This window comes from Streptomyces sp. DI166 (assembly GCF_900091315.1).
Taxonomy (GTDB): Bacteria; Actinomycetota; Actinomycetes; order Streptomycetales; family Streptomycetaceae; genus Streptomyces; species Streptomyces fuscus.
The window spans coordinates 104,969-130,376 of sequence record NZ_FLSP01000009.1 but is presented as its reverse complement, the minus strand read 5'-3'; the positions used below and the strand labels follow the sequence as shown (position 1 = coordinate 130,376).

19 protein-coding genes and 1 pseudogene are annotated in these 25,408 nt (G+C 72.4%); 7 read left to right on the top strand and 13 right to left on the bottom strand.

Translation table 11 applies throughout. The annotated features are described in order from the left end of the window. Positions 1 to 661 (top strand): SbcC/MukB-like Walker B domain-containing protein (locus tag GA0115233_RS07290; protein WP_304363110.1); only part of this gene is annotated, 661 nt, incomplete at its 5' end. A gap of 128 nt (positions 662 to 789) precedes the next feature. On the opposite strand, the gene GA0115233_RS07285 is transcribed toward GA0115233_RS07290, so the two are convergent. After that, positions 790 to 1,236: an Lrp/AsnC family transcriptional regulator gene (locus tag GA0115233_RS07285; protein ID WP_093719265.1), complete on the bottom strand. Its 447-nt coding sequence runs from the start codon at positions 1,234 to 1,236 to the stop codon at positions 790 to 792. Between the two features lie 134 nt (positions 1,237 to 1,370). Here GA0115233_RS07285 and GA0115233_RS07280 point away from each other — a divergent pair, with 134 nt between their 5' ends. The 3 genes from GA0115233_RS07280 to GA0115233_RS07270 all read left to right on the top strand — a co-directional run bounded on the left by GA0115233_RS07280 (position 1,371) and on the right by GA0115233_RS07270 (position 3,339). Beyond that, positions 1,371 to 1,850, top strand: a complete 480-nt coding sequence (locus GA0115233_RS07280; RefSeq protein WP_093719264.1) for a rhodanese-like domain-containing protein — start codon at positions 1,371 to 1,373, stop codon at positions 1,848 to 1,850. Between the two features lie 80 nt (positions 1,851 to 1,930). Then, positions 1,931 to 2,434: an immunity 21 family protein gene (locus GA0115233_RS07275; protein ID WP_093719263.1), complete on the top strand. Its 504-nt coding sequence runs from the start codon at positions 1,931 to 1,933 to the stop codon at positions 2,432 to 2,434. 71 nt (positions 2,435 to 2,505) lie between these two features. After that, positions 2,506 to 3,339: an SDR family oxidoreductase gene (locus tag GA0115233_RS07270; RefSeq protein ID WP_093719262.1), complete on the top strand. Its 834-nt coding sequence runs from the start codon at positions 2,506 to 2,508 to the stop codon at positions 3,337 to 3,339. A gap of 1 nt (position 3,340) precedes the next feature. On the opposite strand, the gene GA0115233_RS07265 is transcribed toward GA0115233_RS07270, so the two are convergent. Both GA0115233_RS07265 and GA0115233_RS07260 read right to left on the bottom strand, forming a co-directional pair. After that, a complete protein-coding gene (locus GA0115233_RS07265; protein WP_093719261.1) occupies positions 3,341 to 5,029 on the bottom strand; it encodes a DUF885 domain-containing protein in 1,689 nt (562 codons plus the stop codon). Between the two features lie 32 nt (positions 5,030 to 5,061). After that, on the bottom strand, positions 5,062 to 5,553 hold the full coding sequence (locus GA0115233_RS07260) for an Lrp/AsnC family transcriptional regulator (protein WP_093719260.1): 492 nt from the start codon (positions 5,551 to 5,553) through the stop codon (positions 5,062 to 5,064). 60 nt (positions 5,554 to 5,613) lie between these two features. On the opposite strand from GA0115233_RS07260, the gene GA0115233_RS07255 reads away from it, so the two are divergent. Beyond that, the gene (locus GA0115233_RS07255; RefSeq protein ID WP_176711663.1) at positions 5,614 to 6,807 is read left to right on the top strand and encodes a trans-sulfuration enzyme family protein; all 1,194 of its coding nucleotides are present in this window, start codon (positions 5,614 to 5,616) and stop codon (positions 6,805 to 6,807) included. On the opposite strand, the pseudogene GA0115233_RS07250 reads toward GA0115233_RS07255, so the two are convergent. From GA0115233_RS07250 to GA0115233_RS07225, 6 genes and pseudogenes are all read right to left on the bottom strand, one after another. Then, positions 6,804 to 8,731, bottom strand: a pseudogene (locus GA0115233_RS07250) (DUF2264 domain-containing protein). The gene GA0115233_RS07255 and the pseudogene GA0115233_RS07250 sit on opposite strands and share 4 nt — an antisense overlap. Positions 8,732 to 8,799: 68 nt before the next feature. Further along, positions 8,800 to 9,801 carry a LacI family DNA-binding transcriptional regulator gene (locus GA0115233_RS07245; RefSeq protein WP_093719258.1) on the bottom strand — a complete coding sequence of 334 codons (1,002 nt, stop codon included), beginning with the start codon at positions 9,799 to 9,801 and terminating at the stop codon, positions 8,800 to 8,802. A gap of 94 nt (positions 9,802 to 9,895) precedes the next feature. Then, on the bottom strand, positions 9,896 to 11,260 hold the full coding sequence (locus tag GA0115233_RS07240; RefSeq protein WP_255310078.1) for a GH1 family beta-glucosidase: 1,365 nt from the start codon (positions 11,258 to 11,260) through the stop codon (positions 9,896 to 9,898). Further along, complete coding sequence (locus tag GA0115233_RS07235; protein ID WP_093719257.1) at positions 11,257 to 12,087, bottom strand: carbohydrate ABC transporter permease; 831 nt, start codon at positions 12,085 to 12,087, stop codon at positions 11,257 to 11,259. Before GA0115233_RS07235 ends, GA0115233_RS07240 begins: the two co-directional genes overlap by 4 nt. Next, a complete protein-coding gene (locus GA0115233_RS07230) occupies positions 12,084 to 13,049 on the bottom strand; it encodes a carbohydrate ABC transporter permease (protein WP_255310077.1) in 966 nt (321 codons plus the stop codon). Before GA0115233_RS07230 ends, GA0115233_RS07235 begins: the two co-directional genes overlap by 4 nt. 119 nt (positions 13,050 to 13,168) lie before the next feature. Next, positions 13,169 to 14,449 (bottom strand): ABC transporter substrate-binding protein, encoded by a 1,281-nt coding sequence (locus GA0115233_RS07225; RefSeq protein ID WP_093719255.1) that lies wholly within the window; start codon positions 14,447 to 14,449, stop codon positions 13,169 to 13,171. 305 nt (positions 14,450 to 14,754) lie between these two features. On the opposite strand from GA0115233_RS07225, the gene GA0115233_RS07220 reads away from it, so the two are divergent. Further along, on the top strand, positions 14,755 to 16,974 hold the full coding sequence (locus GA0115233_RS07220) for a glycoside hydrolase family 9 protein (RefSeq protein WP_093719254.1): 2,220 nt from the start codon (positions 14,755 to 14,757) through the stop codon (positions 16,972 to 16,974). A gap of 168 nt (positions 16,975 to 17,142) precedes the next feature. Next, positions 17,143 to 18,099, top strand: coding sequence for a glycoside hydrolase family 6 protein (locus tag GA0115233_RS07215; protein ID WP_093719253.1), 957 nt, complete (start codon positions 17,143 to 17,145; stop codon positions 18,097 to 18,099). 24 nt (positions 18,100 to 18,123) lie between these two features. On the opposite strand, the gene GA0115233_RS07210 is transcribed toward GA0115233_RS07215, so the two are convergent. The 4 genes from GA0115233_RS07210 to GA0115233_RS07195 all read right to left on the bottom strand — a co-directional run bounded on the left by GA0115233_RS07210 (position 18,124) and on the right by GA0115233_RS07195 (position 25,401). After that, entirely contained in the window at positions 18,124 to 19,518 is a 1,395-nt protein-coding gene (locus tag GA0115233_RS07210; RefSeq protein WP_093719252.1) for a GNAT family N-acetyltransferase, read from the bottom strand. A gap of 179 nt (positions 19,519 to 19,697) precedes the next feature. Next, a complete protein-coding gene (locus GA0115233_RS07205) occupies positions 19,698 to 22,295 on the bottom strand; it encodes a DUF7824 domain-containing protein (RefSeq protein WP_093719251.1) in 2,598 nt (865 codons plus the stop codon). Then, the gene (locus tag GA0115233_RS07200) at positions 22,292 to 23,704 is read right to left on the bottom strand and encodes an SWIM zinc finger family protein (RefSeq protein WP_093719250.1); all 1,413 of its coding nucleotides are present in this window, start codon (positions 23,702 to 23,704) and stop codon (positions 22,292 to 22,294) included. Before GA0115233_RS07200 ends, GA0115233_RS07205 begins: the two co-directional genes overlap by 4 nt. A 215-nt stretch (positions 23,705 to 23,919) precedes the next feature. Next, a complete protein-coding gene (locus GA0115233_RS07195; protein WP_093719249.1) occupies positions 23,920 to 25,401 on the bottom strand; it encodes a MocR-like pyridoxine biosynthesis transcription factor PdxR in 1,482 nt (493 codons plus the stop codon). Between the last annotated feature and the right edge of the window lie 7 nt (positions 25,402 to 25,408).

Genomic DNA, 25,408 nt, shown 5'->3' with positions numbered 1-25,408 from the left:
CGACGCCGCCTCCGCGCGGGACGCCGCCGCCCGGCGCTGCGCCGAACTCGACCGCCTGTCCGCGCGCGCGGCGGAGGGCGTACGGCGGCTCGCCCCGCTGCGCACCCGGTACGACCGGGTGGCCCGGCTGGCGGCGCTCACCGCCGGGACCTCCGCGGACAACGAGCGCAAGATGCGGCTGGAGTCCTATGTCCTCGCCGCCCGGCTGGAGCAGGTCGCCGCCGCGGCGACCGCGCGGCTGCGGCGCATGTCGTCCGGTCGGTACACCCTGGTGCACTCCGACGACCGTGCCGGGCGGGGGCGCAGTGGACTCGGGTTGCATGTCGTGGATGCCTGGACGGGGCGGGAGCGGGACACCGCCACGCTGTCCGGTGGGGAGACCTTCTTCGCCTCGCTGGCGTTGGCGCTGGGGCTGGCGGATGTCGTCACCGACGAGGCGGGTGGGGTGCGGCTGGACACGCTCTTCATCGACGAGGGGTTCGGGAGTCTTGATGATCAGACGCTCGATGAAGTTCTTGACGTGCTGGACTCCTTGCGGGAGCGGGACCGGAGTGTGGGGATCGTCAGTCATGTCGCCGATCTGCGGCGGCGGATTCATGCGCAGTTGGAGGTCGTGAAGGGGCGGTCGGGGTCTGTGCTGCGGCAGCGGGGGGTTGGGTGAGGTGGGTTTCGCCCCCGCCGCCCCTTCCCGTTCCCGTCCCTGGGGGCTTCGCCCCCAGACCCCCTGATCGGCCCTGGACGGGCCTTGTCCTCAGACGCCGGACGGGCTGAGATTGCCCGCCTGTGTTCTCAGGTGCCCAGGGGACGGCGTGGCAGCGGTGAGGAGTACACCACCGACGTCGTCACCGCACCCAGGGCGCCGATCTTGCCCGAGATTTCTTCCAGGTGGCGCATGGAGCGGGCGGCGACCTTGATGACGAAGCAGTCGTCGCCGGTGACGTGGTGGGCCTCCAGGATTTCCGGGGTCGCGGCCACCAGGTCGTGGAACGGCTTGTAGTTGCCGTTGGGGTAGCGCACGCGGACGAAGGCCAGGATCGGCATGCCGAGCCGTTCCGGGGAGACCACGGCCGAGTAGCCCTGGATCACGCCCGCCTCCTCCAGCCGCCGTACCCGTTCGGTCACCGCGCTCGGGGACATCGAGACGGCGCGGGCCAGCTCGGCGAAGCTGGCGCGGCCCTCGCGCTGGAGGACGTCCAGGATGCGCCAGTCGGTGGCGTCCGGGGAAAACGTGGTCATGCGCAGAGCTAACCGGGGATTCCCCGGCCGATCAAGGGGGGTGCCGGGGATCGTCCCTTCAGGGAGTTGATCTTCACAACGTAGATTTCCGGACAGAAGGAGTCACTCACGAGGCACCCCAGAGAGGCCGGAACATGACCATCACCGCTGCCGCCAACCCCGTCCTGCGCGTGGCCCCCGCCGACCCCGCGACGGCCGCCGCCTACTTCCGTGCCAGCCTGGCCTTCCACGCGGACGTCGCCGACGTCGCCGCCGCGCTCACCGGTGAGGGCGAGCCCGGGTTCGTCGTCGTGGACTCCCGCTCCACCGCCGCCTGGGACCAGGGCCACATCCCCGGCGCGGTCCACCTGCCCACCACCCTCATCCCCGAGCAGGCCGCACAGCTCCTCGACAAGAGCGTGCCGGTCGTCACCTACTGCTGGGGCCCCGGCTGCAACGGCGCCACCCGTGCCGCCCTTGCCCTCGCCGAACTCGGCTACCAGGTCAAGGAGATGCTCGGCGGCTTCGAGTACTGGGCCCGTGAGGGCTTCGCCTACGAGACCTGGGAGGGCCCCGCCCGTCGCGCCGTCGACCCGCTGACCGCGCCGGTCGACAGCGACGACTGCGGCTGCTGACAACCGCCGCCCGTCCCGGGCAATTTAGGTGTCCGGGACACTGAACTCCCCTGTGCGGCAGGCGTGTAGGTTGCTGCGCCATGGCGCGACACAGGGTGCGATGGGTGGAGTCGGGCGGCGGGCCGCTCATAGCGGTCCCGGAGACGGTGCTGCCGTTCTGGGCGGGCGCCGAGGGCGACGAGACCGCCTCCGACCACGACCGGGCCTGCGAGATCGACGGGCCCGTCGGACTGCTCCCCGTCGGGGACGGCGCGGCCCTCGTCCTCGGCGACGAACCCGCCGCCACCGCCTATCTGCCGGACCACGCCACCTTCGTCCGCCGGTACGCCGCCGACTCCGAGGCGGACGTCCTCTCCGCGGTCCCCGCCGCCCTCGCCACCGCGGAGTGGGAGAAGGAAGTGCGCTGGAAGGTGCCGGGGCCGGTCCACCTCTTCGACTCCGCCCGGCCCGGCACCGACCCCGAGCGCTCCGACCCCCTGCGGGTCACCCTGCCGCCGGGTCCGTACGCGGTCCGCGCGGCCTGGACCCGGCCCGGCCCCGAGACCTGGCTCGGGCTCGTCCAACTACGGGCGCTGGAGCGGTAGTACGGAACTCTCGGGAGCGCGGGGCCGATATTCGCGTGCGCGGCGTCGGCGGGGGTCGCGATCATGGCCGTATGCCCCGACTCCCGCACCCCACCCCCGAACAGCTCCGCCGCGACCCGCTGCCCCTGCGCGGCCGTACCGCCCTCGTCACCGGGGCGAGCAGACGCGGCGGCATCGGACACGCGGTGGCCCGGCGGCTCGCCGCCCACGGGGCCGGGGTCTACCTGCACCACCATGTGCCGCACGACGCGGCCATGCCCTGGGGCGCCGATGACCCCGAGGCCGTCGCCGCCTCCGTGCGGGAAGCACAGGGGGACCCGGGCGCGCCGGTTCTCACCGGGCCCGGCGATCTCTCCGACCCCGCCGTCCCGGCCGAACTGGTCGACCGGGCCGCCGAGGCGCTGGGCGGGCGGCTCGACATCCTCGTCGCCAACCACGCCCTCAGCGGCTCCGACGGCACCCTCGACACCATCGACGCCGCGATGCTGGACGCGCACTGGGCCGTCGACGCGCGTTCCGTGGTGCTTCTCGTGCAGGCCTACGCCCGGCAGCGGCAGCGACCGCGCGGTGGACGCGTCGTGATGATGACGTCCGGGCAGGACCACGGGGGCGGCATGCCCGGCGAGATCGCCTACGCCCTCCAGAAGGGCGCCCTCGCCTCGATCACCCGCTCCCTGTCGACCACGCTCGCCGAGCACGGGATCACTGTGAACACGGTCAACCCGGGCCCGGTGGACACCGACTACCTGACTGGCGACGCCTACGACGCGGTTGCCGCGCGGTTCCCCTCCGGGCGGTGGGGGATGCCCGACGACCCGGCCCGTCTCATCGCCTGGCTGGCGACGGACGAGGCCGGGTGGATCACCGGTCAGGTCATCGACTCCGAGGGCGGATTCCGCCGCTGACCTACAGGTTGGACAGTTCGTCCACCAGGTCGTCCAGGCCCAGGGAGCCCTGGGAGAGGGCCGCCATGTGCCAGGCCTTGAGGTCGAACGCGTCGCCGTGCCGCTCACGCGCCCGGTCCCGGCCCAGCAGCCAGGCCCGCTCGCCCAGCTTGTAGCCGATCGCCTGGCCCGGGATCGTCAGATACCGGGTCAGCTCGCTCGACACGAAGTCCCGCGGACGGCTGCTGTGCGCCCCGAAGAACTCCTCCGCCAGCTCGGGCGTCCAGCGCTCACCGGGGTGGAAGGGCGAGTCCGCCGGGATCTCCAGCTCCAGGTGCATGCCGATGTCCACGATGACGCGGGCCGCGCGCATCATCTGCGCGTCCAGATAGCCGAGCCGTTCCTCGGCGTTCTTCAGAAAGCCCAGCTCGTCCATCAGCCGCTCCGCGTACAGCGCCCAGCCCTCGCAGTTGGCGCTGACATGGCCGACGGTCGCCTGGTAGCGGGAGAGGCTGTCCTTGACGTACACCCACTGCGCGAGCTGGAGGTGATGGCCGGGGACGCCCTCGTGGTACCAGGTGGAGACCAGGTCGTAGACCGGGAAACGGGTCTGCCCCATGGTCGGCAGCCAGGTGCGGCCCGGGCGGGAGAAGTCCTCGGAGGGGCTGGTGTAGTACGGGGCGGCCGCTCCGCCGGGCGGGGCGATCCGTGATTCCACCTTGCGGACCTGCTCGGCGAGTTCGAAGTGGGTGCCGTCCAGCGCCTCGATCGCCTCGTCCATCAGGCCCTGGAGCCAGGCCCGCACCTCGTCGACGCCCTCGATCATCCTGCCGTGCTCGTCGAGGTGGGCGAGCGCCACCCACGGCGTCTCGGCGCCGGGCAGGACCTTCTCCGCCTCCTGCCTCATCTCGCCGAGCAGCCGGTGGAACTCCGACCAGCCGTACGCGTACGCCTCGTCCAGGTCCAGGTCGGCGCCGTTGAAGTAGCGGACCAGCCGGGCGTAGCGCTCCCGGCCCACCGTGTTCGGGGCGCCCTCGACGGCCGGCGCATACACGTCCCGCATCCAGTCCCGCAGCTCCACCACGGCCGCGGTGGCCTCACGGGCCGCCTTGTCCAGCTCGCCGCGCAGCGCCTCCGGGCCCGCCGAGGCGAAGTCCTCGAACCAGCCCCGCCCCTCCCCGGTGTCCGCCCACTCGTCGAGCTGCTCCAGGAAGACGGCCGTCGGACGCGGCCCCGCGTACAGCTTGCGTTCGAGTCCGAGGGCCAGCGACTCGCGGTAGCCGGCCAGTGCCCCGGGAACCGCGCGCAGCCGCTCGGCGATGGCCGCCCAGTCCTCATCGGTCTCGGCCGGGGTGAGGGTAAACACCTCGCGCACGGAGTGGGCGGGCGTGCCCAGGTTGCCGACCGCGCGCAGGCCCTCGTCGGCCTCGTGCACGGCGAGTTCGGCGGTCAGCCGCTCGCGCAGCAGCCGGGCACAGCGACGCTCGCTCTCGCTGTCCGCGCCGGGCTGCCGCTCGGCCTCGTCGAGCCGGGCCAGCGTCGCCCGCGCAAGGTCCGCGAGCGCCTCCTGGCCCGCGGGGGAGAGGTCGGGCAGTCTGCTCGAACTCTCCTTGTTGCCGAGGTAGGTACCGGTGACGGGATCGAGGGCGATGAGCTCGTCGACATAGGCGTCGGCGATCTCACGGGGCAGCGGGCTCTTCGTCTCTGACATGGCGACCATCCTCGTACGACGGTCTGTGGACGTCACCCGGATTGAGCCGTGGGCGAAGGCGGGAGCAGGGGCCCGCAGTCCCACTTCTGGAAGATCAGCCGGGTCTCGACGCGCGCCACTTCCCGGTGCGCCGTGAACTCGTCCAGCACCAGGCGCTGCAAGTCGGTCATGTCCCTGACCGCGACATGCACCAGATAGTCGTCGGGCCCGGTGAGATGGAAGACGGTCAGCGACTCCGGAAGCGCCCTGATCCGCTCCACGAACGGCCCCACCAGCTCCCGCCGATGCGGTCTGACCTGCACCGACAGCAGCGCCTGCAGTCCACGCCCGAGCTTCGCCGGATCCAGCCGCAGCTGATGGCCGAGAATCACCCCGGCCCGCCGCAGCCGGGTCACCCGGTCCAGGCAGGTCGACGGTGCGACCCCGACCTGAGCGGCGAGATCCCGGTAGGTCATCCGGGCGTCGTTCTGCAGCAGCCGCAGCAGATGGAGATCCACCGGATCCAGTACGACAGATTCGGCCACTGGCCGAACGTAGCACGGTGTTCGACTCCTGTGACCCGGTCGGCGTTCACTCTTCCGCGCATGGAGACCCCTGTGCGATCGAGAGCCCTGGCCACCGAAGCCGTGCACGCCGGCCGCGAAGACCTCGCCGCCCTTGGCCTGCACGCCGCGCCGATCGACCTGTCCACGACCTACCCCTCCCACGACAGCCGCGCCGAGGCAGCCCGGATCGACGCCTTCGCCGAGACCGGCGCCGAGCCGACCCTGGACGGACCCCCGATCTACGGTCGGCTCGGCAATCCCACCGTCGCCCGCTTCGAGACCGCCCTCGCCCGTCTTGAGGGCACCGAGTCGGCCGTCGCCTTCGCCAGCGGTATGGCGGCGCTCAGCGCGGTTTTGCTGGCCCGCTCCGCGATGGGCCTGCGCCATGTCGTCGCCGTCCGCCCCCTGTACGGGTGCAGCGACCACCTGCTCACCGCCGGGCTGCTCGGCACCGAGGTGACCTGGACCGATCCGGCGGGGGTCGAGGACGCCCTGCGCCCCGACACCGGTCTGGTGATGGTGGAGTCCCCGGCCAACCCGACCCTGGCCGAGATCGACCTGCGCGCGGTCGCCCACGCCTGCGGCTCGGTCCCGCTCCTGGTCGACAACACCTTCGCCACCCCCGTCCTCCAGCGCCCCGCCGAACAGGGCGCGCGGCTGGTGCTGCACAGCGCCACCAAGTACCTCGGCGGCCACGGCGACGTGCTCGCGGGCGTCGTGGCCTGCGACGAGGAACTGGCCGGACGGCTGCGCCAGATCCGGTTCGCCACCGGTGGCGTGCTGCACCCGCTTGCCGGCTACCTCTTGCTGCGGGGTCTGTCGACCCTGCCGGTACGGGTCCGCGCGGCGTCGGCGACCGCCGCCGAACTGACGCGGCGGCTGGCCGCCGACCCGCGCGTGACCCGCGTGCACTACCCGAGCATCGGCGGTGCGATGGTCGCCTTCGAGGTGGCCGGCGATCCGCACGAGGTCATCTCCTCGGTCCGCCTGATCACCCCGGCGGTCAGCCTCGGCAGCGTGGACACCCTCATCCAGCACCCGGCGTCCATCAGCCACCGCATCGTGGACGCGGGGGACCGGCGGAACGCCGGGGTCAGCGACCGGCTGCTGCGGATGTCGGTCGGCCTGGAGGACGTCGAGGACCTGTGGGCGGACCTGGACGCGGCGCTCGGCGACGGGTGCGGCGAGGCGGGTGCGGGCGTTGGTGAGCCCGCCGTGGCAGGTCGGGCCTAGCCGGGCCCTCCGGACCACGTCACCCGCACCTGGGGCGTGAACGCGACGCGGGTCACCGTGTCGTCGTACCAGGTCACGCGGAGTTCGTCGGCGGCGGTCGTCACTTCGGTGACGGCCGCCGCCGCGCGTACGGCGGGTGATTCGGCGGTGAGGGTGGCGACGGCCGCGTAGACGCGGGTGCCGCTCGCCTCCCCGCTCAGACGGGGCAAGGTCGCCCACGGGGTGTACGCGGTGCCCTGCGGTGCGCGGACCGTGTCCCGCCGGTCCCAGCCGAGGAGCGGGTGCAGCTCCGATACCGGGGTGCCGTCCGGTCCGGTGGCCCAACCGGTCTGTTCCGCACGGGCGTTGGGCGGACCGCCCAGGACCCGGTGGACCCGCAGCTCGTACGGGCCGCGTACGACGGTGACGCTCTCCACGCGCAGCCCGGGCACGAGGGGCGGGCCGTCGGGGAAGACGGGCAGATGACGGGACGCGGCCCAGCCCCGGGTGCCGTCGACTCCCGCTCCCAGCGGACGGATGCGGCGGCGCACGCTGCGGCCGGTTCCGCCGTGCAGGACGAGGGCCAGGTGGTTGTCACCCGCGTTGCTCTGCGATGTGGGGCCGGTGTGGGTCGAGTAGGCGAAGCGGGCGTACAGGGGGTCCGCGGCGGCGGCCGACTCCCCTTCCTCGGGGCGGACGTGATCGCTGCCGTGGTTGTGCAGACGGACGATGCCGTCGGACGCCGTGCCGTGGATCAGCAGACCGGGACCGGCCAGGGCGCGCACCTGGTCGCGCTCCTGCACGGGCAGGGGTGTCTCGCGGGCGGTCCACAGGGGGTGGTCCTCGTCGGCGAGCAGCGCCACGAACGCCTTCGACGCCCAGTACGGAGAGGCGGGGCCCGAGTAGGGCTGCACGGTGGCGGCGTGCGGGCCGTGCCAGCCCAGGGTCAGCAGGCCCCGGGAGTCCACGGCGCCACGGTCGAGGAAGTACTTCAGACACGCGCTCGCCAGGTGGCGCGAGACGCCCGGCGCCAGCGGGGTGTGGCCGGTCACGGCGCCGAGGGCCACGGCGGAGGCCGTGGCGAAGCGGTACGTGAGGGACCGGCCGAAGTGGACCGGCGCGCCGTCGGCGGCGAAGAGCAGGGCGAGGCTGTCCAGGTGGGCGCGCAGGCGGGGGCCGTAGGTGTTCAGGAGGTCGGGGTCCTGGGTCAGGTGCGCCTGGAGCATCGGGTACAGGTGCAGCGCCCAGCCGTTGTAGTGGTCGTAGGCGCGGCCGTCGCCGTCGGAGTACCAGCCCTCGCCCTGGTACCAGCCCTCCAGCAGTTCCAGTCCGCGCTCGCGGGCGCGTGCGGTCTCCTTGTCGCCCCGGCCGACCGACTCCAGGAAGGAGGCGACGGTGAAGGGGAACAGGTACCAGTTGTTGGGGGAGGGGTGTGCCGGAGCGCGTCGCGCAGCCAGCGCTCGGCGCGGTCCTGCACCTCCGGGTCCAGGCGGTCCCAGAGCCAGGGGCGGGTCAGCTGCAGTCCCAGTGCCACGGACGCGGACTCGACCATGGGCTGGCCCTGCACGTGGATGTCGCGGATGAGCGGCCAGGACTCCTCGTCGTCGCGTCCGGGCGTCCGGGTACCGGCGGCCAGCCCGTCCGCGTAGCGGCCCAGCCAGCCGTGCGGGTCGGCGCCGTCGGCCCCGGCGACACGGAAGGCGGCGGCCAGGAAGGTGCGCGCGTAGCCCTCCAGCCCGTCGGAGCGGGTGCCCGACGCCGAGGGTCGGCCCGGCAGGTCGAGCAGGGCGCGGCCCGGGGTGGCCCAGCGCCAGGCGGCGGTCAGCAGACCGTCGGCCACGGCCTGCCAGTGCGCGCGGGTGAAGCCGGTGTACGGGCTGAGTGCCGGGTCGGGGTCGGGGAGCCGCGGGGACGGTATGGGGGCATGCCGCAGGGGCGGGTGCATGGACACTCCGTGGTCGTCGCGAGGGTGCGGACCCGCCCGCCCGGCGCGGTGCGGGCGGGCCCGCCCGCTCAGGCCGATTCCCTGATCACCAAGTGGGTCGGGAGGATCAGCGGCGTGGGCTTCTCGTCGTTGATGAGGCGCAGCAGCATGCGGGTCATCTCGCGGCCGAGGGCCTCGATGGGCTGGCGGACCGTGGTCAGGGCGGGATGGGTGTGCTGGGCGGTCACGATGTCGTTGAAACCGACCACGGCGACGTCCTCCGGCACCCGGCGACCGCGCTCGCGCAGCACGCGCAGGGCCGAGGCGGCCATGGCGTCCGAGGCGACGAACACCGCGTCCAGATCCGGGTGCTCGTCGAGCAGTTGCTCCATCGCCGCGGCCCCGCCCGCCTCGCTGAAGTCCGCGTGCACCACCCGGTGGGCCGGGAGACCGGCCAGCGCCAACGCCTCCCGGAACCCCAGGTAACGGGAGACACCCACGTGCATGTCCTGCGGGCCGGTGATCGTGGCGATGGCCCGGCGGCCGCTGGCGATGAGGTACTCCGCGGCCTCCCGGGCGCCGCCCCGGTTGTCGGCGTCAATGTAGTGCTGCGGCGCCCGCTCCAGTGGCCGGCCGCCGTAGACGACCGGGATGCCGCCGCCCTCCGCGACCTTGGCCAGGGGGTCGTTCTCCCGCAGGGCCAGCAGCATCACCCCGTCCGCGCCACGGGACTGCAGGATCCGGGTGAGGCGGTCACGGCCGCGCTCGGTGGCGGCCATGACCAGCAGGAGCTCCAGGTCGGACTCCTCGATGACGGCGTTCACCCCGGCGATCACCTCGGCGAAGAACTGGTTCGCGAACAGCGCCGGATCGTCGCTGGAGATCGCCAGGACGACCGCGCCGCGCCGCTGGGTGGCCAGGGAGCGGGCGGCGGCGCTGGGGACGTAGCCAAGTTCGTCGATGGCGGCGCGGACCGCCTCCAGGGCCTTCTTGCTGACGTGCGGGTGGTTGTTGAGCACCCGGGACACCGTCCCGCGTGACACACCGGCAAGCTCGGCCACCTCGTCGAGTGTGGGCTGCCGACTGCTCATCTCTTACCGCCCTCGATCCCCTGGTTCACGAATCCACCTGCACTGTTAGCGCTCCCAACATAGCGGGACCGCATCTGCCGCCGTACACCGTCGCTCACCCCGCCCCGCCACGGGCGTCGCGAATGAGACGGGCGTACCAGTGGGCGCTCTCCTTCAGGGTGCGCTCCTGGGTCGCGTAGTCGACGTGCACCAGCCCGAAGCGGTGACGGTAGCCGAAGGACCACTCGAAGTTGTCCAGCAGGGACCAGACGAAGTAGCCGCGCAGGTCGACGCCCGCGGCAAGGGCGCGGGCGCAGGCCCCGATGTGGCTGTCGAGGTAGCCGATCCTGGTGGTGTCCCGCAGCCCCTCGTCGACCGCGGCACCGTTCTCGGTGACGTACAGCGGCAGCGACGGATGCTCGGTGTGCAGCCGCGTCAGCAGCGTGAGCAGGCCCTCCGCGTCGATCTCCCAGCCCATGGCGGTCTTGGGACGTCCGCCGTCGACCGTCCGCACGTACGAAGACCCCGGGTAGGCGTGGTTCTGGGCGGTGTCGGAGGCCGCCACCAGCATGGGCGAGTAGTAGTTGACGCCCAGGAAGTCCAGCGGCGTGGAGATCGCGGCCAGGTCGCCGTCGCGTACGTAGTCGGGTGCGCCCAGTTCGCGGGTGTCGTCCAGGACGTCCTCGGGGTAGGCGCCGCGCAGCAGCGGGTCGAGGAAGAGGCGGTTCTGCATGCCGTCGATGCGCCGGGCCGCGTCCACGTCCTCGATCCGGGTGCTGAGGGCGCGTACGTCGGTGAGGTTCAGCGTGATGCCGGCCTGTGCCTCCGGCATGGCCTGGAGCGCAAGGCCGTGCCCGAGCAGCAGGTGGTGGGCGGCGCGCAGCGCGGCTGCCGGTTCGCGGCGGCCGGGGGCGTGGCGGCCGGTGGCGTAGCCGAGGAAGGCCGAGCACCATGGCTCGTTGAGGGTGGTCCAGTGCCCGATCCGGTCGCCCAGCGCGTCATGGACGGCGCAGGCGTAGTCGGCGAAGCGCAGCGCGGTGTCGCGTACGGGCCAGCCGCCCGCGTCCTCCAGCGGCTGCGGCAGGTCCCAGTGGTACAGGGTCGGCCACGGCTCGACGCCGTGTTCCAGCAGGGTGTCCGTGAGCCTGCGGTAGAAGTCCAGTCCGGGCTGGTTGACCGGGCCCGTGCCGTCCGGCTGGATGCGGGGCCAGGCGATGGAGAACCGGTAGGCGCCCAGGCCCATTCCGGCCATCAGGGCGACGTCGTCGCGGTAGCGGTGGTAGTGGTCGGTGGCGACGGCGCCGGTGTCGCCGCCGTCGACGGCGCCGGGCGTCGCGGAGAAGGTGTCCCAGATGGAGGGGCCGCGCCCGTCCTCGGTGACGGCGCCCTCGATCTGGTAGCTGGAGGTGGCCGCGCCCCACACGAAGTGCTCGGGGAACAACCGGGTCTGGGACAGGCCGGGCTCGGTGGCGGTGCTCACGCCTTCACGGCTCCTTCCATGATGCCGCCAATGATCTGGCGGCCGGAGATGACGAAGACCACGAGCAGCGGCAGGGTCGCGACGAGGGCTCCGGAGAACATCAGGGTGTAGTCGGTGTAGTAGCCGGTGGACAGCTGGTTGAGGGCGAACTGGACGGTGGGGTTGTCCTGTTCGAGGACGGCGAGGGGCCACAGGAACTCGTTCCACGCGCCCATGAACGTGAACAGGGCGAGCACACCCGCGCCGGGGCGCAGGGCGGGCAGGACGACCGTCCAGTAGATGCGGAAGGTGGAGCAGCCGTCCACGCGGGCGGCCTCGATGAGTTCGTCGGGCACGGCGCGCTCGGCGTACTGGCGCATCAGGAAGACGCCGAAGGCGGAGACCAGGAACGGGACGATGACGGCCTGGAGTTGGTTGGTCCAGCCGAACTCCACCATGATCATGTACAGCGGGATGATGCCCATCTGCACCGGGACCATCATGGTCCCGAGAATCGCGATGAGCAGGAAGTTCTTGCCCCGGAAGCGGAGCTTGGCGAAGGCGAACCCGGCCAGCGTGCTGAAGAACACCACTGAGACGGTGATGGTCAGCGAGGCGATCGCGGAGTTCACCATGCCCTTGAGGAAGTGGGCGTTCTCGGCCTCGAAGAGCCGGTTCATGTTGTCGAACAGGTTGCCGCCCGGCACCAGCGGCGGCGGCCAGTCGCCGACCACGTCGTTGGAGCGGCTGGCGACGACGAACAGCCAGTACAGCGGGAAGGCGGACAGTGCGATGGCGGCCAGCAGGGTTACATAGACCAGGGGTGAGGAGGACTTGCGCACGGTCACTTCATCCTTCGCACGAGCAGGTAGTTGACGACCGTCAGCAGCAGGATGATGAGGAAGATCATCCAGGCGACGGCGGAGCCGTATCCGTAGTCGAAGTTCTTGAAGGCCTTCTCGAACATGAACATCGACATGGTCTGGAACTGCCGCAGGCTGCCGCCGGTGATCGCGTCGCCGCCCTGGCCGAAGATGAGCGGCTCGGTGAACAGTTGCAGGCCGTGGATGGTGGAGGAGATCACCGTGAAGATCACCGCCGGGCGGATCATCGGGACGGTGATGCTCCACAACTGTCGGCGGCGGCTCGCGCCGTCCAGGTCGGCCGCCTCGTACAGCTCGCGCGGGATCGACTGCATGGCGGCGAGGTAGATCAGCGCGTTGTAGCCGGTCCACCGCCAGTCGACCATCACCGAAATGGCCAGCCACGACGACCACTTGTCGGCACGCCAGTCCACCGGATCGATGCCCATGAGGTCCAGTAGACCGTTCACCATGCCGGCGTCGCGGTCGAAGATCTGGCTGAAGACGATGCCCACCGCCGCGACCGAGGTGACGATCGGCAGCAGGATGCCCAGCCGCAGCAGCGTCATGTGCCGCAGCTTCTGGTTGAGCAGATTCGCGATGACCAGCGCCAGAAGCAGCTGGGGCAGGGTGGCCAGGACCAGCATGCCCAGCGTGTTGACGGTGGCGTTCCAGAAGTCGGGGTCGTCGAAGAGGTCCGCGTAGTTGTCGAGCCCGACGAAGTCGCCCTTCCCGCCCATCTGCCAGTCGTGCAGGGAGACCCAGGCGGTGTAGCCGAGCGGGTACAGCCCGAAGACGGCGAACAGCAGGAAGAAGGGGGCGATGAAGAGGTAGGGGGAGCCGGACTTGTCCAGTCTGGACAGCAGGCCTCCGCGGGTCTTCTCGGGTGGCGGGTCGGCGTGCGCCTCGTCGCGGACCGAGGGGCGCGGCCGGAGTTGGGTGGCCAAGGTGGTTCCTTCGGAGGTCGATGGGCCGGGCGCGGCGGCGGGGGCGGTACGCGTGAACCGGTCAGGGGCGTCACTGCGTACGGCCGGTGGGAGAGCCGCCGCACCCGGCGGCACAGGGGTTATCGGACGAGGCGCTCGGCGTCCGCGACTGCCTTGTCCCATGCCTTGTCGGGCGAGAGCTTGCCCTGCTCCACGGCGGTCAGCGCGGCGACGACGGCGTCGTTGATCGCGATGTTCTGCGGTCCGAGGTAGACCGGCTTGAGCGCCTTGACGCTCTCACCGAAGATCTCGCCGACCGGGGCGTCGGAGAAGTACGGTGCGCTGTACTCCTTCACCTCGGGGCTGTCGATGGCCTTCAGCGCGGAGGGGAAGTTGCCCTTCGCCTTGAACGCGGTGGTCTGCCCCTTGGCGCTGGTCAGGAACTTCACCAGGTCCGCGGCCTCTTCGGGGTGGTCGCTCTGCTTGGGGACGGCCAGGAAGGAGCCGCCGCGCACGGCGCCGTTGCCCGGTACCTTCGCCACGTCCCACTTGCCGGCGTTCTCCTCGCCGGACTGCTGCTCGATCATGCCGAGCATCCAGGAGGGGCAGGGGATCGTGGCGAACGTGCCCTTCTTGAAGCCCGCGTTCCACTGGGGGCTCCACGGGGTGATGTTGCCCGACAGGCCCGCGTCGACCAGCTCGGTGGTCTTGTCCCAGGCCGCCTTGACCGCCGGGTTGGAGTCGATGACCAGCTCGTTGTCGGTGTCGTAGTAGGTGTGGTCGCCCTGCTGCATCAGGATGTTCTGGTAGACGCTGCCGGCCGAGTCGAAGAAGTGGGCGCCGGTCTTGGCCTTGGTGAACTTCTTGCCGGTGGCCAGGTAGTCGTCCCAGGTCGGCCACAAGGCGCCGACCTCGTCCCGGTCGGTGGGCAGCCCGGCCTTCTCGAACAGGTCGGTGCGGTAGCACATGCCCTGGGCGCCGACGTCCGTGCCCAGGCCGACCAGGTGCTTGCCGTCCTGCGTCAGCGCCTGGTCCCACTTCCAGTCCAGGTACTCGCCCTTCAGCGACCCGGCGCCGTGATCCAGCAGGTTGACGAACTGATCCGGGGTCGTCATGTACTGGCTGAGGTTGCCCTCCTCTATCGCCACGATGTCCCCCGCCCCGCTCCCGGTGGCGATCCACTGCTGGAGCTTGGGCGCGTAGTCGCCGAGCTTGGCGATGTTCTCTTCCTTGATCTCGATATCGGGGTGCGCGGCCTCGTACTCCTTGTAGAGGTCCTCGTAGCCGAACTGGGCGAACGTCTTGATCACCAGCGTGGTCTTCCCGGACGCGCTGTCGCCGTCGTCGCCCCCGCAGGCCGCCAGTGCGGTCAGGGACGCCGCGGCCGTCAGTGCCGCCAAGGTTCGCGTGAGTCGTCTCATTGCGCGGTTCCTCTCCTCGCGCCAGGCAATTGCCGGGAGCGGTAACAGTCCGATGGGGAAGGGTTTTTGAGCACGGGACCACCATGCACCTGGGGTGACGCCACAGCTGCAGCCGGTTCTGGCGTTCGCTTCTGTGCAGAGACTGGAAGCGGTAACAGCGAGGAGAGTAGGTCATCGCCGGGGCGCGGGGAAGGGGTCGTCGAATAATTTCGACGCGTACGACCCGTTGACACGCTCCTCGCCGGGCCCCCACGATCGGCCACTGACGCCACAGCAGGCCGGGTCGTATCGGACAAGGACCCGGAATGTCACTCAGAACAAGGCTCTGCGCTGTCGGCCTGCCCGCCGTCCTCGTCGTGGGACTGGTCGCGGCCGAGGCCCCCGCCGAGACAGCCGCCCACGAGCGGATCCTCAACGGCACCTTCACCAGCGGAAAGTCCCCGTGGTGGAGCAGCGGCAACACCCCGTCGCGGGTGGTGGACGGCAGGCTGTGCGCCGATGTCCCGGCCGGCACCACCAATGTCTGGGACTCGATGATCGCCCAGGACAACATCCCCCTGGAATCCGGCCAGACCTACACCCTGAGCTTCACCGCGTCGGCCACCGTCGACACCGGTGTGCGCGCGGTGCTGCAACTGGGACTGCCCCCGCGCACCACCACGTTCAACAAGACGATCAACCTCACCTCCACCCCGCAGACCTTCACCGTCTCGGGCCTGTCGAACGCCTCCGACCTGCACGGACAGCTCTCCTTCCAGCAGGGAGGAGCCGCGCAGCCGTTCACCCTGTGCCTCGACGACATCTCGCTCACCGGCGGGGTCGTGCCACCGGGCGGCGGCCGGGACTTCGGCTCCCCGGTGCGGGTCAACCAGTACGGTTACGAGACCTCCGGCCCCAAGAAGGCGTCCGTCGCCGACCCCTCGACCGAGCCGGTGCCGTGGCGGCTGGTCGACTCCTCGGGCGCCGTCGTCCGCCAGGGCCGCACCAAGGTCGTGGGCGACGACCCGGGCTCGGGCGACCATGTCCACATCGCCGACTTCAGCTCGTACCGGAAGACTGGGACCGGTTACAGTCTGGTCGTGGGCGAGCGGACCAGCGCGCCCTTCGACATCGCGGCCAACCCCTACGCCGCCCTGCGCACCGACGCCCTGTCCTACTTCTATCCGGCCCGCAGCGGCATCGAGATCGAGGCCGCCCACGCCGGAGAGGCCTACGCCCGCCCGGCCGGCCACCTCGGCGTAGCCCCCAACAAGGGCGACACCGACGTCCCCTGCCAGCCCGGGACCTGCGACTACTCACTGGACGTCCGGGGCGGCTGGTACGACGCGGGCGACCACGGAAAGTACGTGGTCAACGGTGCCCTCGCGGCCTGGCAGCTGATGGACACCTACGAGCGGGCCCGGGACCGGCACGACCGCGCGGCCGTCCGCGACGGTCTGCTGAACATCCCCGAGCACGACAACGGCGTACCCGACGTCCTCGACGAGGCCCGCTGGGAGACCGAGTTCCTGCTCAGGATGCAGGTCCCCGAGGGGCAGCCGCTGGCCGGCATGGCCCACCACAAGATCCACGACGCCGCGTGGACCGCCCTGCCCACCCTGCCCCACCAGGACTCCCAGCCCCGCTACCTGCACGCGCCGAGCACCGCCGCGACCCTGAACCTCGCCGCCGCGGCCGCACAGAGTGCCCGGGTGTGGAAGCCCTACGACAAGGCCTTCGCCGCCCGCTGCCTGAGCGCGGCCAGGGCGGCGTGGAAGGCGGCCCTCGCCCACCCCGACCGCTATGCCCCGGACAGCGACGAGATCGGCGGCGGCGCCTACGACGACACCCGTGTCACGGACGAGTTCTCCTGGGCGGCCGCCGAGCTGTACGCCACCACCGGTGACCGCGCGTACCTGCGGCGCATCGACGCGGAGCTGACCCGCACCGGGTTCTCCTGGCGGGACACCGAGGGCCTCACCGACCTGACGATCGTCCGGCTGCCCCAGCGCTTCCCCGGCCGCATGGTGCGCGAGGCCCGCGAACGCGTGATCTCCGTCGCCGACGCCTTCCTGCGGGACCAGAGGTCCCAGGGCTACCCCAACCCCTACCTCCCCGCCGACGGCACGTACGTGTGGGGCTCCAACAGCGCCTCCGCCAACAACGCCCTGGTCCTCGCCACCGCGTACGACCTCACCCACCGGCCCGCCTACCGCGACGCGGTGCTGGAAACCCTGGACTACCTGCTCGGCCGTAACGCCCTCGACCAGTCCTTCGTCACCGGCTACGGCGAGCGGGCCAGCCACAACCAGCACAGCCGCTGGTGGGCCCACCAGCTCAATCCCGCGCTGCCCAACCCGCCGGCCGGATCCCTCGCGGGCGGCCCCAACTCCGCCCTCCAGGACCCCGTCGCACAGCAGAACCTGGTCGGCTGCAAGCCCGCGACCTGCTACATCGACGACATCTTCTCGTACTCGACCAACGAGGTAGCGGTGAACTGGAACTCCGCCCTCGCCTGGGTGGCCACCTTCGCCGCCGCCCGCTGAGCCGTCCGGCGACCGCGCGCACCGACCGTGAGCTGTCGGCCGGTGCCGCCGCGCCGGCGAACCGCACCACCGCCGCAGGTGCGCCCACCCGCGCCGGACGAGCGCGGGCGGGCGCACCGAGCCGGGGCCCCGCGGCAGCCCACCCCACGAAGGGAGCGGAATCGCCCCATGAAAACGCTGCACCGAGTCGCGGCAGGACTCGCCTGCCTCGCAGCCGTCCCCGTCTGGACCCTGACCTCCGCCGACTCCGCGTCGGCGGCCGACCCGACCACCCTTACCAGCGGCTTCTACGTCAACCCGAACTCCAGCCCAGCCGCCTGGGTGGCCGCCCATCCCTCGGACTCACGCGCGGGCTCGATCCAGTCGAACATCGCCTCCCGGCCCATCGCCCGCTGGTTCGGCACCGGCTCCACCGGCAGCGCCGTCGCCAGTTACGTCGGCCAGGCCGACAGCCACGACAAACTCCCCGTCCTCGTCGCGTACAACCTCCCGGGCAGGGACGCCTGCGGAGGGGAGTCCGGCGGCGGCGCGGGCAGCGTCGCGGAGTACAAGGCGTGGATCTCCACCTTCGCCGCGGCCGTCGCCGACCGCCCGGCCGTGGTCGTCATCGAACCCGACGCCCTCGGCGACTTCGGCTGTATGAGCCAGACGAAGATCAACGAACGCCTGGACATGCTCACCTACGCGACCCGCATGTTCCAGCAGAAGGCCCCGAACACCTGGGCCTACCTCGACGGCGGCAACGCGGGCTGGACCTCGGCCGCCACCATGGCCGACCGGCTGGCCGCGGCGGGCGTGGCCAACGTGCGCGGATTCTCCGTCAACGTGTCCAACTACTACTCCACCGGCGCGTCCCTGACGTACGCCAACGCCGTCAAGGCCGATCTCGGCGGTACCGCCCGTTTCGTCATCGACACCAGCCGCAACGGCAACGGCTCCAACGGCGAGTGGTGCAACCCGCCCGGCCGCAGGCTCGGCACACCACCGCAGACCGGAGGCGGCGCCGACATGCTGCTCTGGGTCAAGACGCCCGGCAACAGCGACGGCAAGTGCGGTATCGCGCCGACCGTGGCCGCCGGCGTCTTCAGCCCCGACATAGCCGTGCGCCTGATCAACGGAACCTGATCAGGCGCACGGACGGCTTCCGGGTCAGCCGCGCTGGGGCAGACCGAGGTGCCGGTCCGCCGCTTCCCGCTCGGTCCGCAGCGGCGCGGCCAGGCGCGCGGTGATCACCAGCGTGCCCTCCTCGATCTGGTAGTCGAGCGGGAGCCCCAGCCCCCGCATGGCCGCCACCATCCCGGTGTTGGACGCCTGCGTCACCGCGTACACGCTCGCGCAGCCGGCCGACTCGGCCATCCGCACCAGCCTGCGCAGCAGTTCGCCGCCGATGCCGCGGCGCTGCCAGGCGTCCTCGACGATCAGCGCCACCTCGGTCTCGTCACCGTCCCACAGCAGGTGACCGAGGCCGACGATCCGTCCCGACGCCGTCCGCACGGCGAGCGTGCGCCCGTACCGCGGGCTGAGGAGGTGGTTCAGATACCGGTCCGCGTCGCCGACCGGGCCGTGGTAGCGCCTGCTCAGCGTCTGCGTCGAGCACCGCTCGTGCATGGCCTTCGCGGCCTCGACGTCGCGCGGACCGGCGCGGCGCACGGTGATGTCGCTGCCCTCCGGCAGCGTCAGTACGTCCTCACCGGCCGGGACCCGCGGGCCCAGCCGGGCGTCCAGCTCGACCAGGGCGCGCGCCCGCGCGAACTCGGTGGGGGTGAACGGCAGGTACGGCCGCTCCACGGTGATCACTCCGCCTTCCGGTGCCCGCAGCCGTATCACGGTGTCCTCCAGCACGCCCTCCACGGGCACGCCCTGTGGGGCCCGTCCGGCGACCGGGGCGCCGGGGAGCTGGCGGATCGTGCAGCGGCCGAGCAACTGCCGCAGCGCGAGGGGCAGTTCCGCGGCGTCGAGGGCGGTGCGGGTGGCGAGGCCCAGGACTCGGGTCGGCGCGTCCACGAGGTCGTGGGTGTCGGCCCGCTCGATCCAGGTGCCGGTGCCACCCGCCAGGGAGACGGCACGGGTGATCTCGGCGGCGGCCAGGCCGCCCCGGGCGCGCAGCAGGAACTCGTCGACGGTGCCGTCGCCCAGCGGATGCGTCTGCAGGCTCAGGATGTCGACGCGCTGCTCCGCCAGGGCTGTGCACAGCGCGGCCAGCGAACCCGGTTCGTCCTTCACCGTGGTGCGCATCCGCCACAGCGTGCTCTCACCGGAGGCGACCTCCGACGGCCCGGTCCGCTCGGCGGCGGACCGGGCACCGGTATCGTCCGCGGGCGGTGCGTGGCCGTGGCGGCGTGCCCACCACACGTGGAACGCGGCCGTGGCGATCAGTACGGCCGCCGACACCAGCAGCAGCTGAGGCCCGTCGGGGCCGTGCCCGATCAGGTTGGCGACGGCGTCGGCGACCGCGACGGCCGTGAAGAGCGCGGCGAGTTCGATGACGTCCCGCCGCCAGTGGTGGACAGGACGGCCGTTCTTCGCGCGCGTCACATCAGACATGTCTCGACTCATGCGGCCACTGTGAAGGAACGGTGTTGCGTGATCACGAACGGTTTGTGACCACCGGGTAACGGTCGTGTTTTGGCTGTTTTTGTCCCTACGTTGTGTGCGTCACGCGGCGTTGTGCGTCACGCGGCGTTGTGTGTCACGTGGCGTTGTGTGTCACGTGGCGTTGTGTGTCACGCGGCCAGCGCGCTGCGCAGCCGACGCGCCTGGGACACCAGCCGCGAGGAGCCCCGCCGGTCCGCCGTGCCGGCCAGATGCGGCAGCTCGCCCCGCGCGCCGGTGCGCTCGGCGCAGTCCGCCGCCACGGCGAGCAGATCCGCGAGCCCGCGCGGCGGGGTCCCCGGCCGTTCGCCGGACTGGTCCGCCAGCAGGGCGGGCAGGGCGTGCCGGAGTATCTCCCACACCGTGGCGTACGCCCCGCCGGCCGCCGCCGTCCGTACCGATTCCACCAGCCGCGACGGCTTGACAGCCCCGGTGCCCACCAGCTCCCCGAGATCCGTGCCGAGCCGCCCGGCGTCGAGCAGACCCCGCGCCGCCAGGACGAGCAGGGCGTCCACGGCGGACAGCCGGTCCTCCTCGTGCCGGGCGCCGAGCGCGTAGGCCAGCCCGAGATGCAGGGCCGGGCCCGCCTCACCGGCCGACTCCGCGAGCCGGGGGAGTATCTCCGCCACACCCCGGGCACTGTTGACGGCGGTGTCCGACAGGTCCCGCAGCACCCTGATCATGACCGGTTCGGGCTGCTCGGGCGACAGGGCCGCCCAGTGCGGGCGCAGGTCGCCGTCCCAGTGGTAGCAGTGCCAGCGGTCGGCGTAGACAGTGACCGGGCGGCCCAGCGGATGGAACTCCGGCGGGAAGTCCCGCTGTACGGAGTCGAGTTCGGCCGACTCCAGCAGGATCCGGGGCCCGTCGGTACGCCGCCGCACCTGGGGAAGGGCCGGGTCGGACGCGGTGAGCCACTGGGCGAGCCGTGTTCCCTCGGGTGTGCCCAGCACCGCCGCCCGTTCCGCGGCCGCCCGCGCCGCCGTACGGTCCTGGCGGCGGACCCGGAGGAGTGCCTGCGCGAAGTCGGTGCCCATGACCCGGGCGTCGGCCTCCCGATAGGCGGCGAGCCGGTCCACCAGCTCCTCCGGGTCGATCAGACCGCTGCTCCAGGTGGGCGTGGCCAGCAGGAAGGGCGGCGGGTCGGCCGGGATGCGCCGGGCGATCTCCCAGACGCGGGCGTTGAAGGCCCGGCCGAGCGGGCTGTGCACGCAGCCCGCGTCCGACAGCGGATCGGAGGAGGATCCCGGCGCGCCCTTGTTCAGCAGGGCGGCAAGCACGGTCTCGATATGGCGGTGGTGGTGGAAGTAGTGCACGTTGACGTTGCCCGACGCGTACCACGGCAGACGTCCCACCACCGGCTCCAGGGCTTCCCGCAGGGCGTCCGGATCGCTGTGGGCGCCGCGCACCAGGCCGTCCAGCGTGCGCTCGAAGGCGGTCACGTCATCGACTGCCGCCAGCAATACCCCGACCTCTTCGGCGACTTCGGCGGGCGACCCCGGCGTGGGGGCGAGGCGTACGGGCGCGGGAACCGGCGGCAGCGTCTCCTCGTACTCCTCCCGCCGCTCCGGGGCGGCGCCCAGGGCCTCGGCCACCCGGGTCCGCAGAGCCGGGCTCAACTGGTCGGCGGCGGCGAGGAGTTCGTCACCCATGCCCGGCTCGCCGATCCTCGAAGCGTGCCGCTCCACCAGCTTCACCGCGCGCTCCTGCATCTGGGAGTCGGGGTGCCCGAAGGCCTGTGCCAGCGGTGGCAGCAGCGTGTCGGCGCCGGTCGGGTCCTGGGTGAGGACCTTGCCCAGCAGGACGAGCTGGGCCCGGACCAAGGTCTTCTCCGTGCGGAACAGCACCGCCTCCGACAGCTCGGCCAGCCGCGGGTGCGGGAGTTCGCCCGTCACCGCGAGCGCGGCCAGCAGGGACTGCGCGTATGCGGCGACCGGTGGGACGGCGTCCGCGGCGAGCGCCGTCCAGTCCGCGATCCGCTCCCGCTGCTCCCGCGGCGTGGGGGCCAGTGCCTGGAGCAGCCGCAGGAACGGCCGGACATCGGCCGGACGCCCGCCCCGCAACAGCCGGGACACGCACCCGTCCAGCAGCTTCGCCCGGTCCAGGGTGCCCTCGTCCGCGAGGCGGGTGAGGGAGGACTGCCAGCTGTTGGGGCCGTCACCGGCCAGCCACCCGAACACCGAGCCGAGCTCGTCGATCTCGAACAGCGAGGCCACCAGCTCCGGCAGCTGCGGCTCCGGCCGGAGCCGGTCCGCGAGCGAGCCGACGCGCGCCCAACTGGCGGAGATCTGCGTCATCCAGCCGCGCACATAGGCGTCCGTGACCGGCACCGGACAGGCCGAGAGCAGCACCAGGCCGTGCATCAGCTCGTACGGCACGCGCGCGCTCACCGGGCGCCGGGCGAGCCGGTGGGTGACATCGGCGATCCAGTCGAGGTCCCGGTCGGAGAGGATGTCGATCAGCAGCTCGGCCGGCGCGGGGGACCACGCGAAGTCGGTGGCCGCCAGCCAGTTCGCCACGGCCGCGGCGCCGGTCTGGCAGGCCGCCCCGGCCAGGTGCAGGGAGGGCAGCGCCCGGCGCCCCCGGTCGCTCCAGCGGTCGGCGCGCAGTTCCTTGCGCAGGTCCTTCAACTCGGGCACGAACGCCCGCCGTTCGCCGTCCGTCATCCCGTCGAGCAGGTTCGCCACGTCGGTGATCCGGCCCGCCCGCACCGCGTCCGTCAACGCGCTCATCGCACACCCCCGTCGACCCGTGCCGTCCGCCCGTCCGGCTCCGCCACTTCGCCCCGCCGCACCATGCGTACCGCCAGCGCGTGCTTGCAGGGGCCGCGTCCGCCCCGGTACTTCGCCCACCACTGGCAGGTGCAGCTCAGCACCCCCGCCTCTTCCCGCACCCGGTGCACATGGCCGTCCGCGGCCGTCACTGTACCGAGCACGCCGTCCAGGGCGACCGCGCCCGCCGCGACCAGCGCACGCGCGGAGCGGAGTCTGGGGTTGTGCCGCTCCACGCGCGCGGAGTCGTAAGGCAGTTCCCGGTGGAAGTACGCCGCCTCGGCGGTGTCGTAGCCGACCCGGCCCGAGGTGCCGAGACGGACCAGGGCCGCCCGGACGCGCTCGGCGCTCAGCCCCGAGGACGCCGCCAGGTCGGCGATGTCGATCCGCGGCTCCCAGGCCAGCAGCACTGAGATCAGCTCCGCGTCCTCGGCGGCCTCGTCGGTGGCGAGCGCGTCCAGGGCCCCGCCCTCGCCCGAGAAGCCGCGCGAGGCGTCCGGCGACAGGGTGAGGGTGAGCCGCATGCCCGGCAGGACCAGCTCCCAGGCGCTCGCGGTCGGCGCCGAACCCGCGCCGACCGCGGGACCGTAGATCCGCAGCGCCGTCGCGTGCCGCAGTGCCCGCTGGAGCGCGGTCAGTCGCTCCGGGCCCGGCAGACAGACCGCGCCCGGCACCGCCCGGCTCGTCGCGCGCAGCCCGCGCCCCGCAGTGACCAGCCAGCGCGGGCCGCCCGCGGCACCCCGCACCCCGGCCTTCGGCAGCGCGCGCAGGAACCGCACGGCCTCGGCCGCGGGAAGCTCGGCGCGCAGGTCGAAGCCCGCCGCGATCACCTGGGACTCCGCGAAGCCGCGCAGCCAGCGGTCCGGGAGCGGCACCTTCTTCTCCACCACCGGCCCGTCCAGCGTGGTCACCGCCAGCTCCTCCGGGCCGACGCGCAGGTGCAGCGGATCGTCCGTGCCGAGCCGCGAGAGGGCCTCCCGCAGCGGGTTGTTGACGTCCACGTTCGTCGTGCCGTGGCCCACCTCGGCGCCGTCGAGGCCCGCCGTCAGCACATCCAGGCGGGCGTACACACCGCCGCAGCCGGAGAAGGACTCGAAGCGCAGCCGGTCGCCGTTCCCGGTCACCACCGGGTCCAGGGAGGCGCGCAGTTGGCGCTGGTAGTAGCGCGTCGCCGCCACGTCGGCCACCGCGAGGAGTCCCGCCGAGGCCGCCTGAGGGCGCGTCAGGAACCCGGCGAAGAACCGGGGATGGTCGGCGGCGCCGGTCGGCGTCGCGCCCCGTGAGGTCTCCAGACCCAGGCGTCGGCCGTCCGCGGACGATTCCAGCACGGAGGGTCGGCGATAGGCCACTGCCTGCAGTGATCGCGTCATGGGAAAACCGTAGAGGCGACCACTGACAATCGCCCTGACCTGCGAATACGGCCCCGGCGGCGGGGAGTTCGGGTGTGCCGCGCGCCGAGGGATGACGCCGGTGCGCGGCACACCCGCAGGCTACGCCACCCACTGCCCGACCCGACCCGACCCGACCCGGTCCGGTCCGGTCCGGGAACCTCGGTTCCGCCGACGTCGGCGTCGGCTCCCGTGTGTCAGGCTGCCGCGGCCATGAGCCGCACGCCCTCCCGGATGCGCGCCGGGGACAGGTGCGCGTAGCCGAGCACCAGCCGTACGTCGTCGTGGTCCCCCGGCGCGTGCGCGCACTCCGACAGCAGCCGCACCGCGACCCCGGCGGCGGTCACGCGCGCGTGGAAGTCCGCTTCCGGGCCGTAGCGCTTCGGGAGGACGGCGATGACGTGCAGTCCGGCCGCGATGCCCGACACCCGGGCGCCCGGGAAGTACTCCTCCAACGCGGCGACCAGGGCGTCCCGGCGCTCCCGGTAGGCGCGCTGGCAGCGGCGCAACTGGCGGTCGTAGTCGCCGCGCTCCACGAACCGGGCGAACAGCGCCTGGTCGAGGGTGGGATGGCCGAGGTCCATCGTCCGCTTGCGCTCGACGACCTCGTCCGCGAGCGCCTGCGGGACGAGGAGCCAGCCGAGCCGCAGCCCCGGGGCGAGCGACTTGCTGACCGAGCCGGTGTACGCCACCCGCTCCGGGTCGAGGCCCTGGAGGGCGCCCACCGGGGCGCGGTCGTAGCGGAAGTCGCCGTCGTAGTCGTCCTCCAGGACGTACCCGTCCATCGACCTTGCCCAGTCCAGGAGTTCGGCGCGGCGCCGCGCGGAGTAGGCGATCCCGGTCGGGTACTGGTGGGCCGGTGTGGTGACGATCGACCGTACGCCCGAGGCGCGCAGCGGGTCGAGGGCGAGGCCCTCGGCGTCCAGCGGCACGGGCACCGTGGTGACGCCCGCGGCGGCGTACAGCGCGTTGTGCTGCGGGCTGCCGGGGTCCTCGACGCCGACGCTGCGCAGCCCGCGCGCGTGCAGCGCGAAACCGAGCAGCGTCGTCGCCTGCGCCACCCCGGACACGATGACGAGGCGTTCCGGGTCCGCGACCACGCCCCGGCGGCGGGCGAGGAGTTCGGCCAGCGCCGTGCGCAGCCGGGGCAGCCCGCGCGGGTCGGGGTAGCCGAGGTCGGCGTGCGGCAGTTCGGCCAGTACGCCGCGCTGCGCCGTGGCCCACGCGGCGCGCGGGAACAGCGACAGGTCCGGGGTGCCGGGCACGAAGTCGGCCCGCGTTCCGGGGGAGCGGGGCGCGAGGTCACGCGCGCGGGGCGGCGCCGACCGCACGGCACCGCCCACCCAGGTACCGGCGCCCCGGCCGCTGCGCAGATAGCCCTCCGCCGTGAGCTGCTCGTACGCCTCGGTGATCAGCCCTCGCGACACACCAAGGTCGGCGGCGAGATCACGGCTCGACGGCAGCCGCGTCCCGGAGGCCAGCCGCCCGGAGCGCACCGCCTCGCGCAGCGCCGCCTGCAACGCCCGCCCACGCGCGCGTGCCGGTGCCGCGGCGGCGGGCAGCAGCAGCTCCCAAGCGGCCGAACCGGCGCCCGGCTCCTCGGCCCCCGGATCGCCGGCCCCTGGCTCCTCGGCTCCCCGCTTCTCGGCCCCCGGCGAATTGGTCTCCGAAGCAGTCATGAAAGTG

Coding starts and splice junctions, on each gene's coding strand:
- GA0115233_RS07220 (WP_093719254.1), top strand. CDS start 14,755: ATGTCACTCAGAACAAGGCTCTGCGCTGTCGGCCTGCCCGCCGTCCTC.
- GA0115233_RS07280 (WP_093719264.1), top strand. CDS start 1,371: ATGACCATCACCGCTGCCGCCAACCCCGTCCTGCGCGTGGCCCCCGCC.
- GA0115233_RS07225 (WP_093719255.1), bottom strand. CDS start 14,449: ATGAGACGACTCACGCGAACCTTGGCGGCACTGACGGCCGCGGCGTCC.
- GA0115233_RS07285 (WP_093719265.1), bottom strand. CDS start 1,236: ATGACCACGTTTTCCCCGGACGCCACCGACTGGCGCATCCTGGACGTC.
- GA0115233_RS07205 (WP_093719251.1), bottom strand. CDS start 22,295: ATGAGCGCGTTGACGGACGCGGTGCGGGCGGGCCGGATCACCGACGTG.
- GA0115233_RS07275 (WP_093719263.1), top strand. CDS start 1,931: ATGGCGCGACACAGGGTGCGATGGGTGGAGTCGGGCGGCGGGCCGCTC.
- GA0115233_RS07210 (WP_093719252.1), bottom strand. CDS start 19,518: ATGTCTGATGTGACGCGCGCGAAGAACGGCCGTCCTGTCCACCACTGG.
- GA0115233_RS07270 (WP_093719262.1), top strand. CDS start 2,506: ATGCCCCGACTCCCGCACCCCACCCCCGAACAGCTCCGCCGCGACCCG.
- GA0115233_RS07255 (WP_176711663.1), top strand. CDS start 5,614: ATGGAGACCCCTGTGCGATCGAGAGCCCTGGCCACCGAAGCCGTGCAC.
- GA0115233_RS07215 (WP_093719253.1), top strand. CDS start 17,143: ATGAAAACGCTGCACCGAGTCGCGGCAGGACTCGCCTGCCTCGCAGCC.
- GA0115233_RS07195 (WP_093719249.1), bottom strand. CDS start 25,401: ATGACTGCTTCGGAGACCAATTCGCCGGGGGCCGAGAAGCGGGGAGCC.
- GA0115233_RS07265 (WP_093719261.1), bottom strand. CDS start 5,029: ATGTCAGAGACGAAGAGCCCGCTGCCCCGTGAGATCGCCGACGCCTAT.
- GA0115233_RS07245 (WP_093719258.1), bottom strand. CDS start 9,801: ATGAGCAGTCGGCAGCCCACACTCGACGAGGTGGCCGAGCTTGCCGGT.
- GA0115233_RS07200 (WP_093719250.1), bottom strand. CDS start 23,704: ATGACGCGATCACTGCAGGCAGTGGCCTATCGCCGACCCTCCGTGCTG.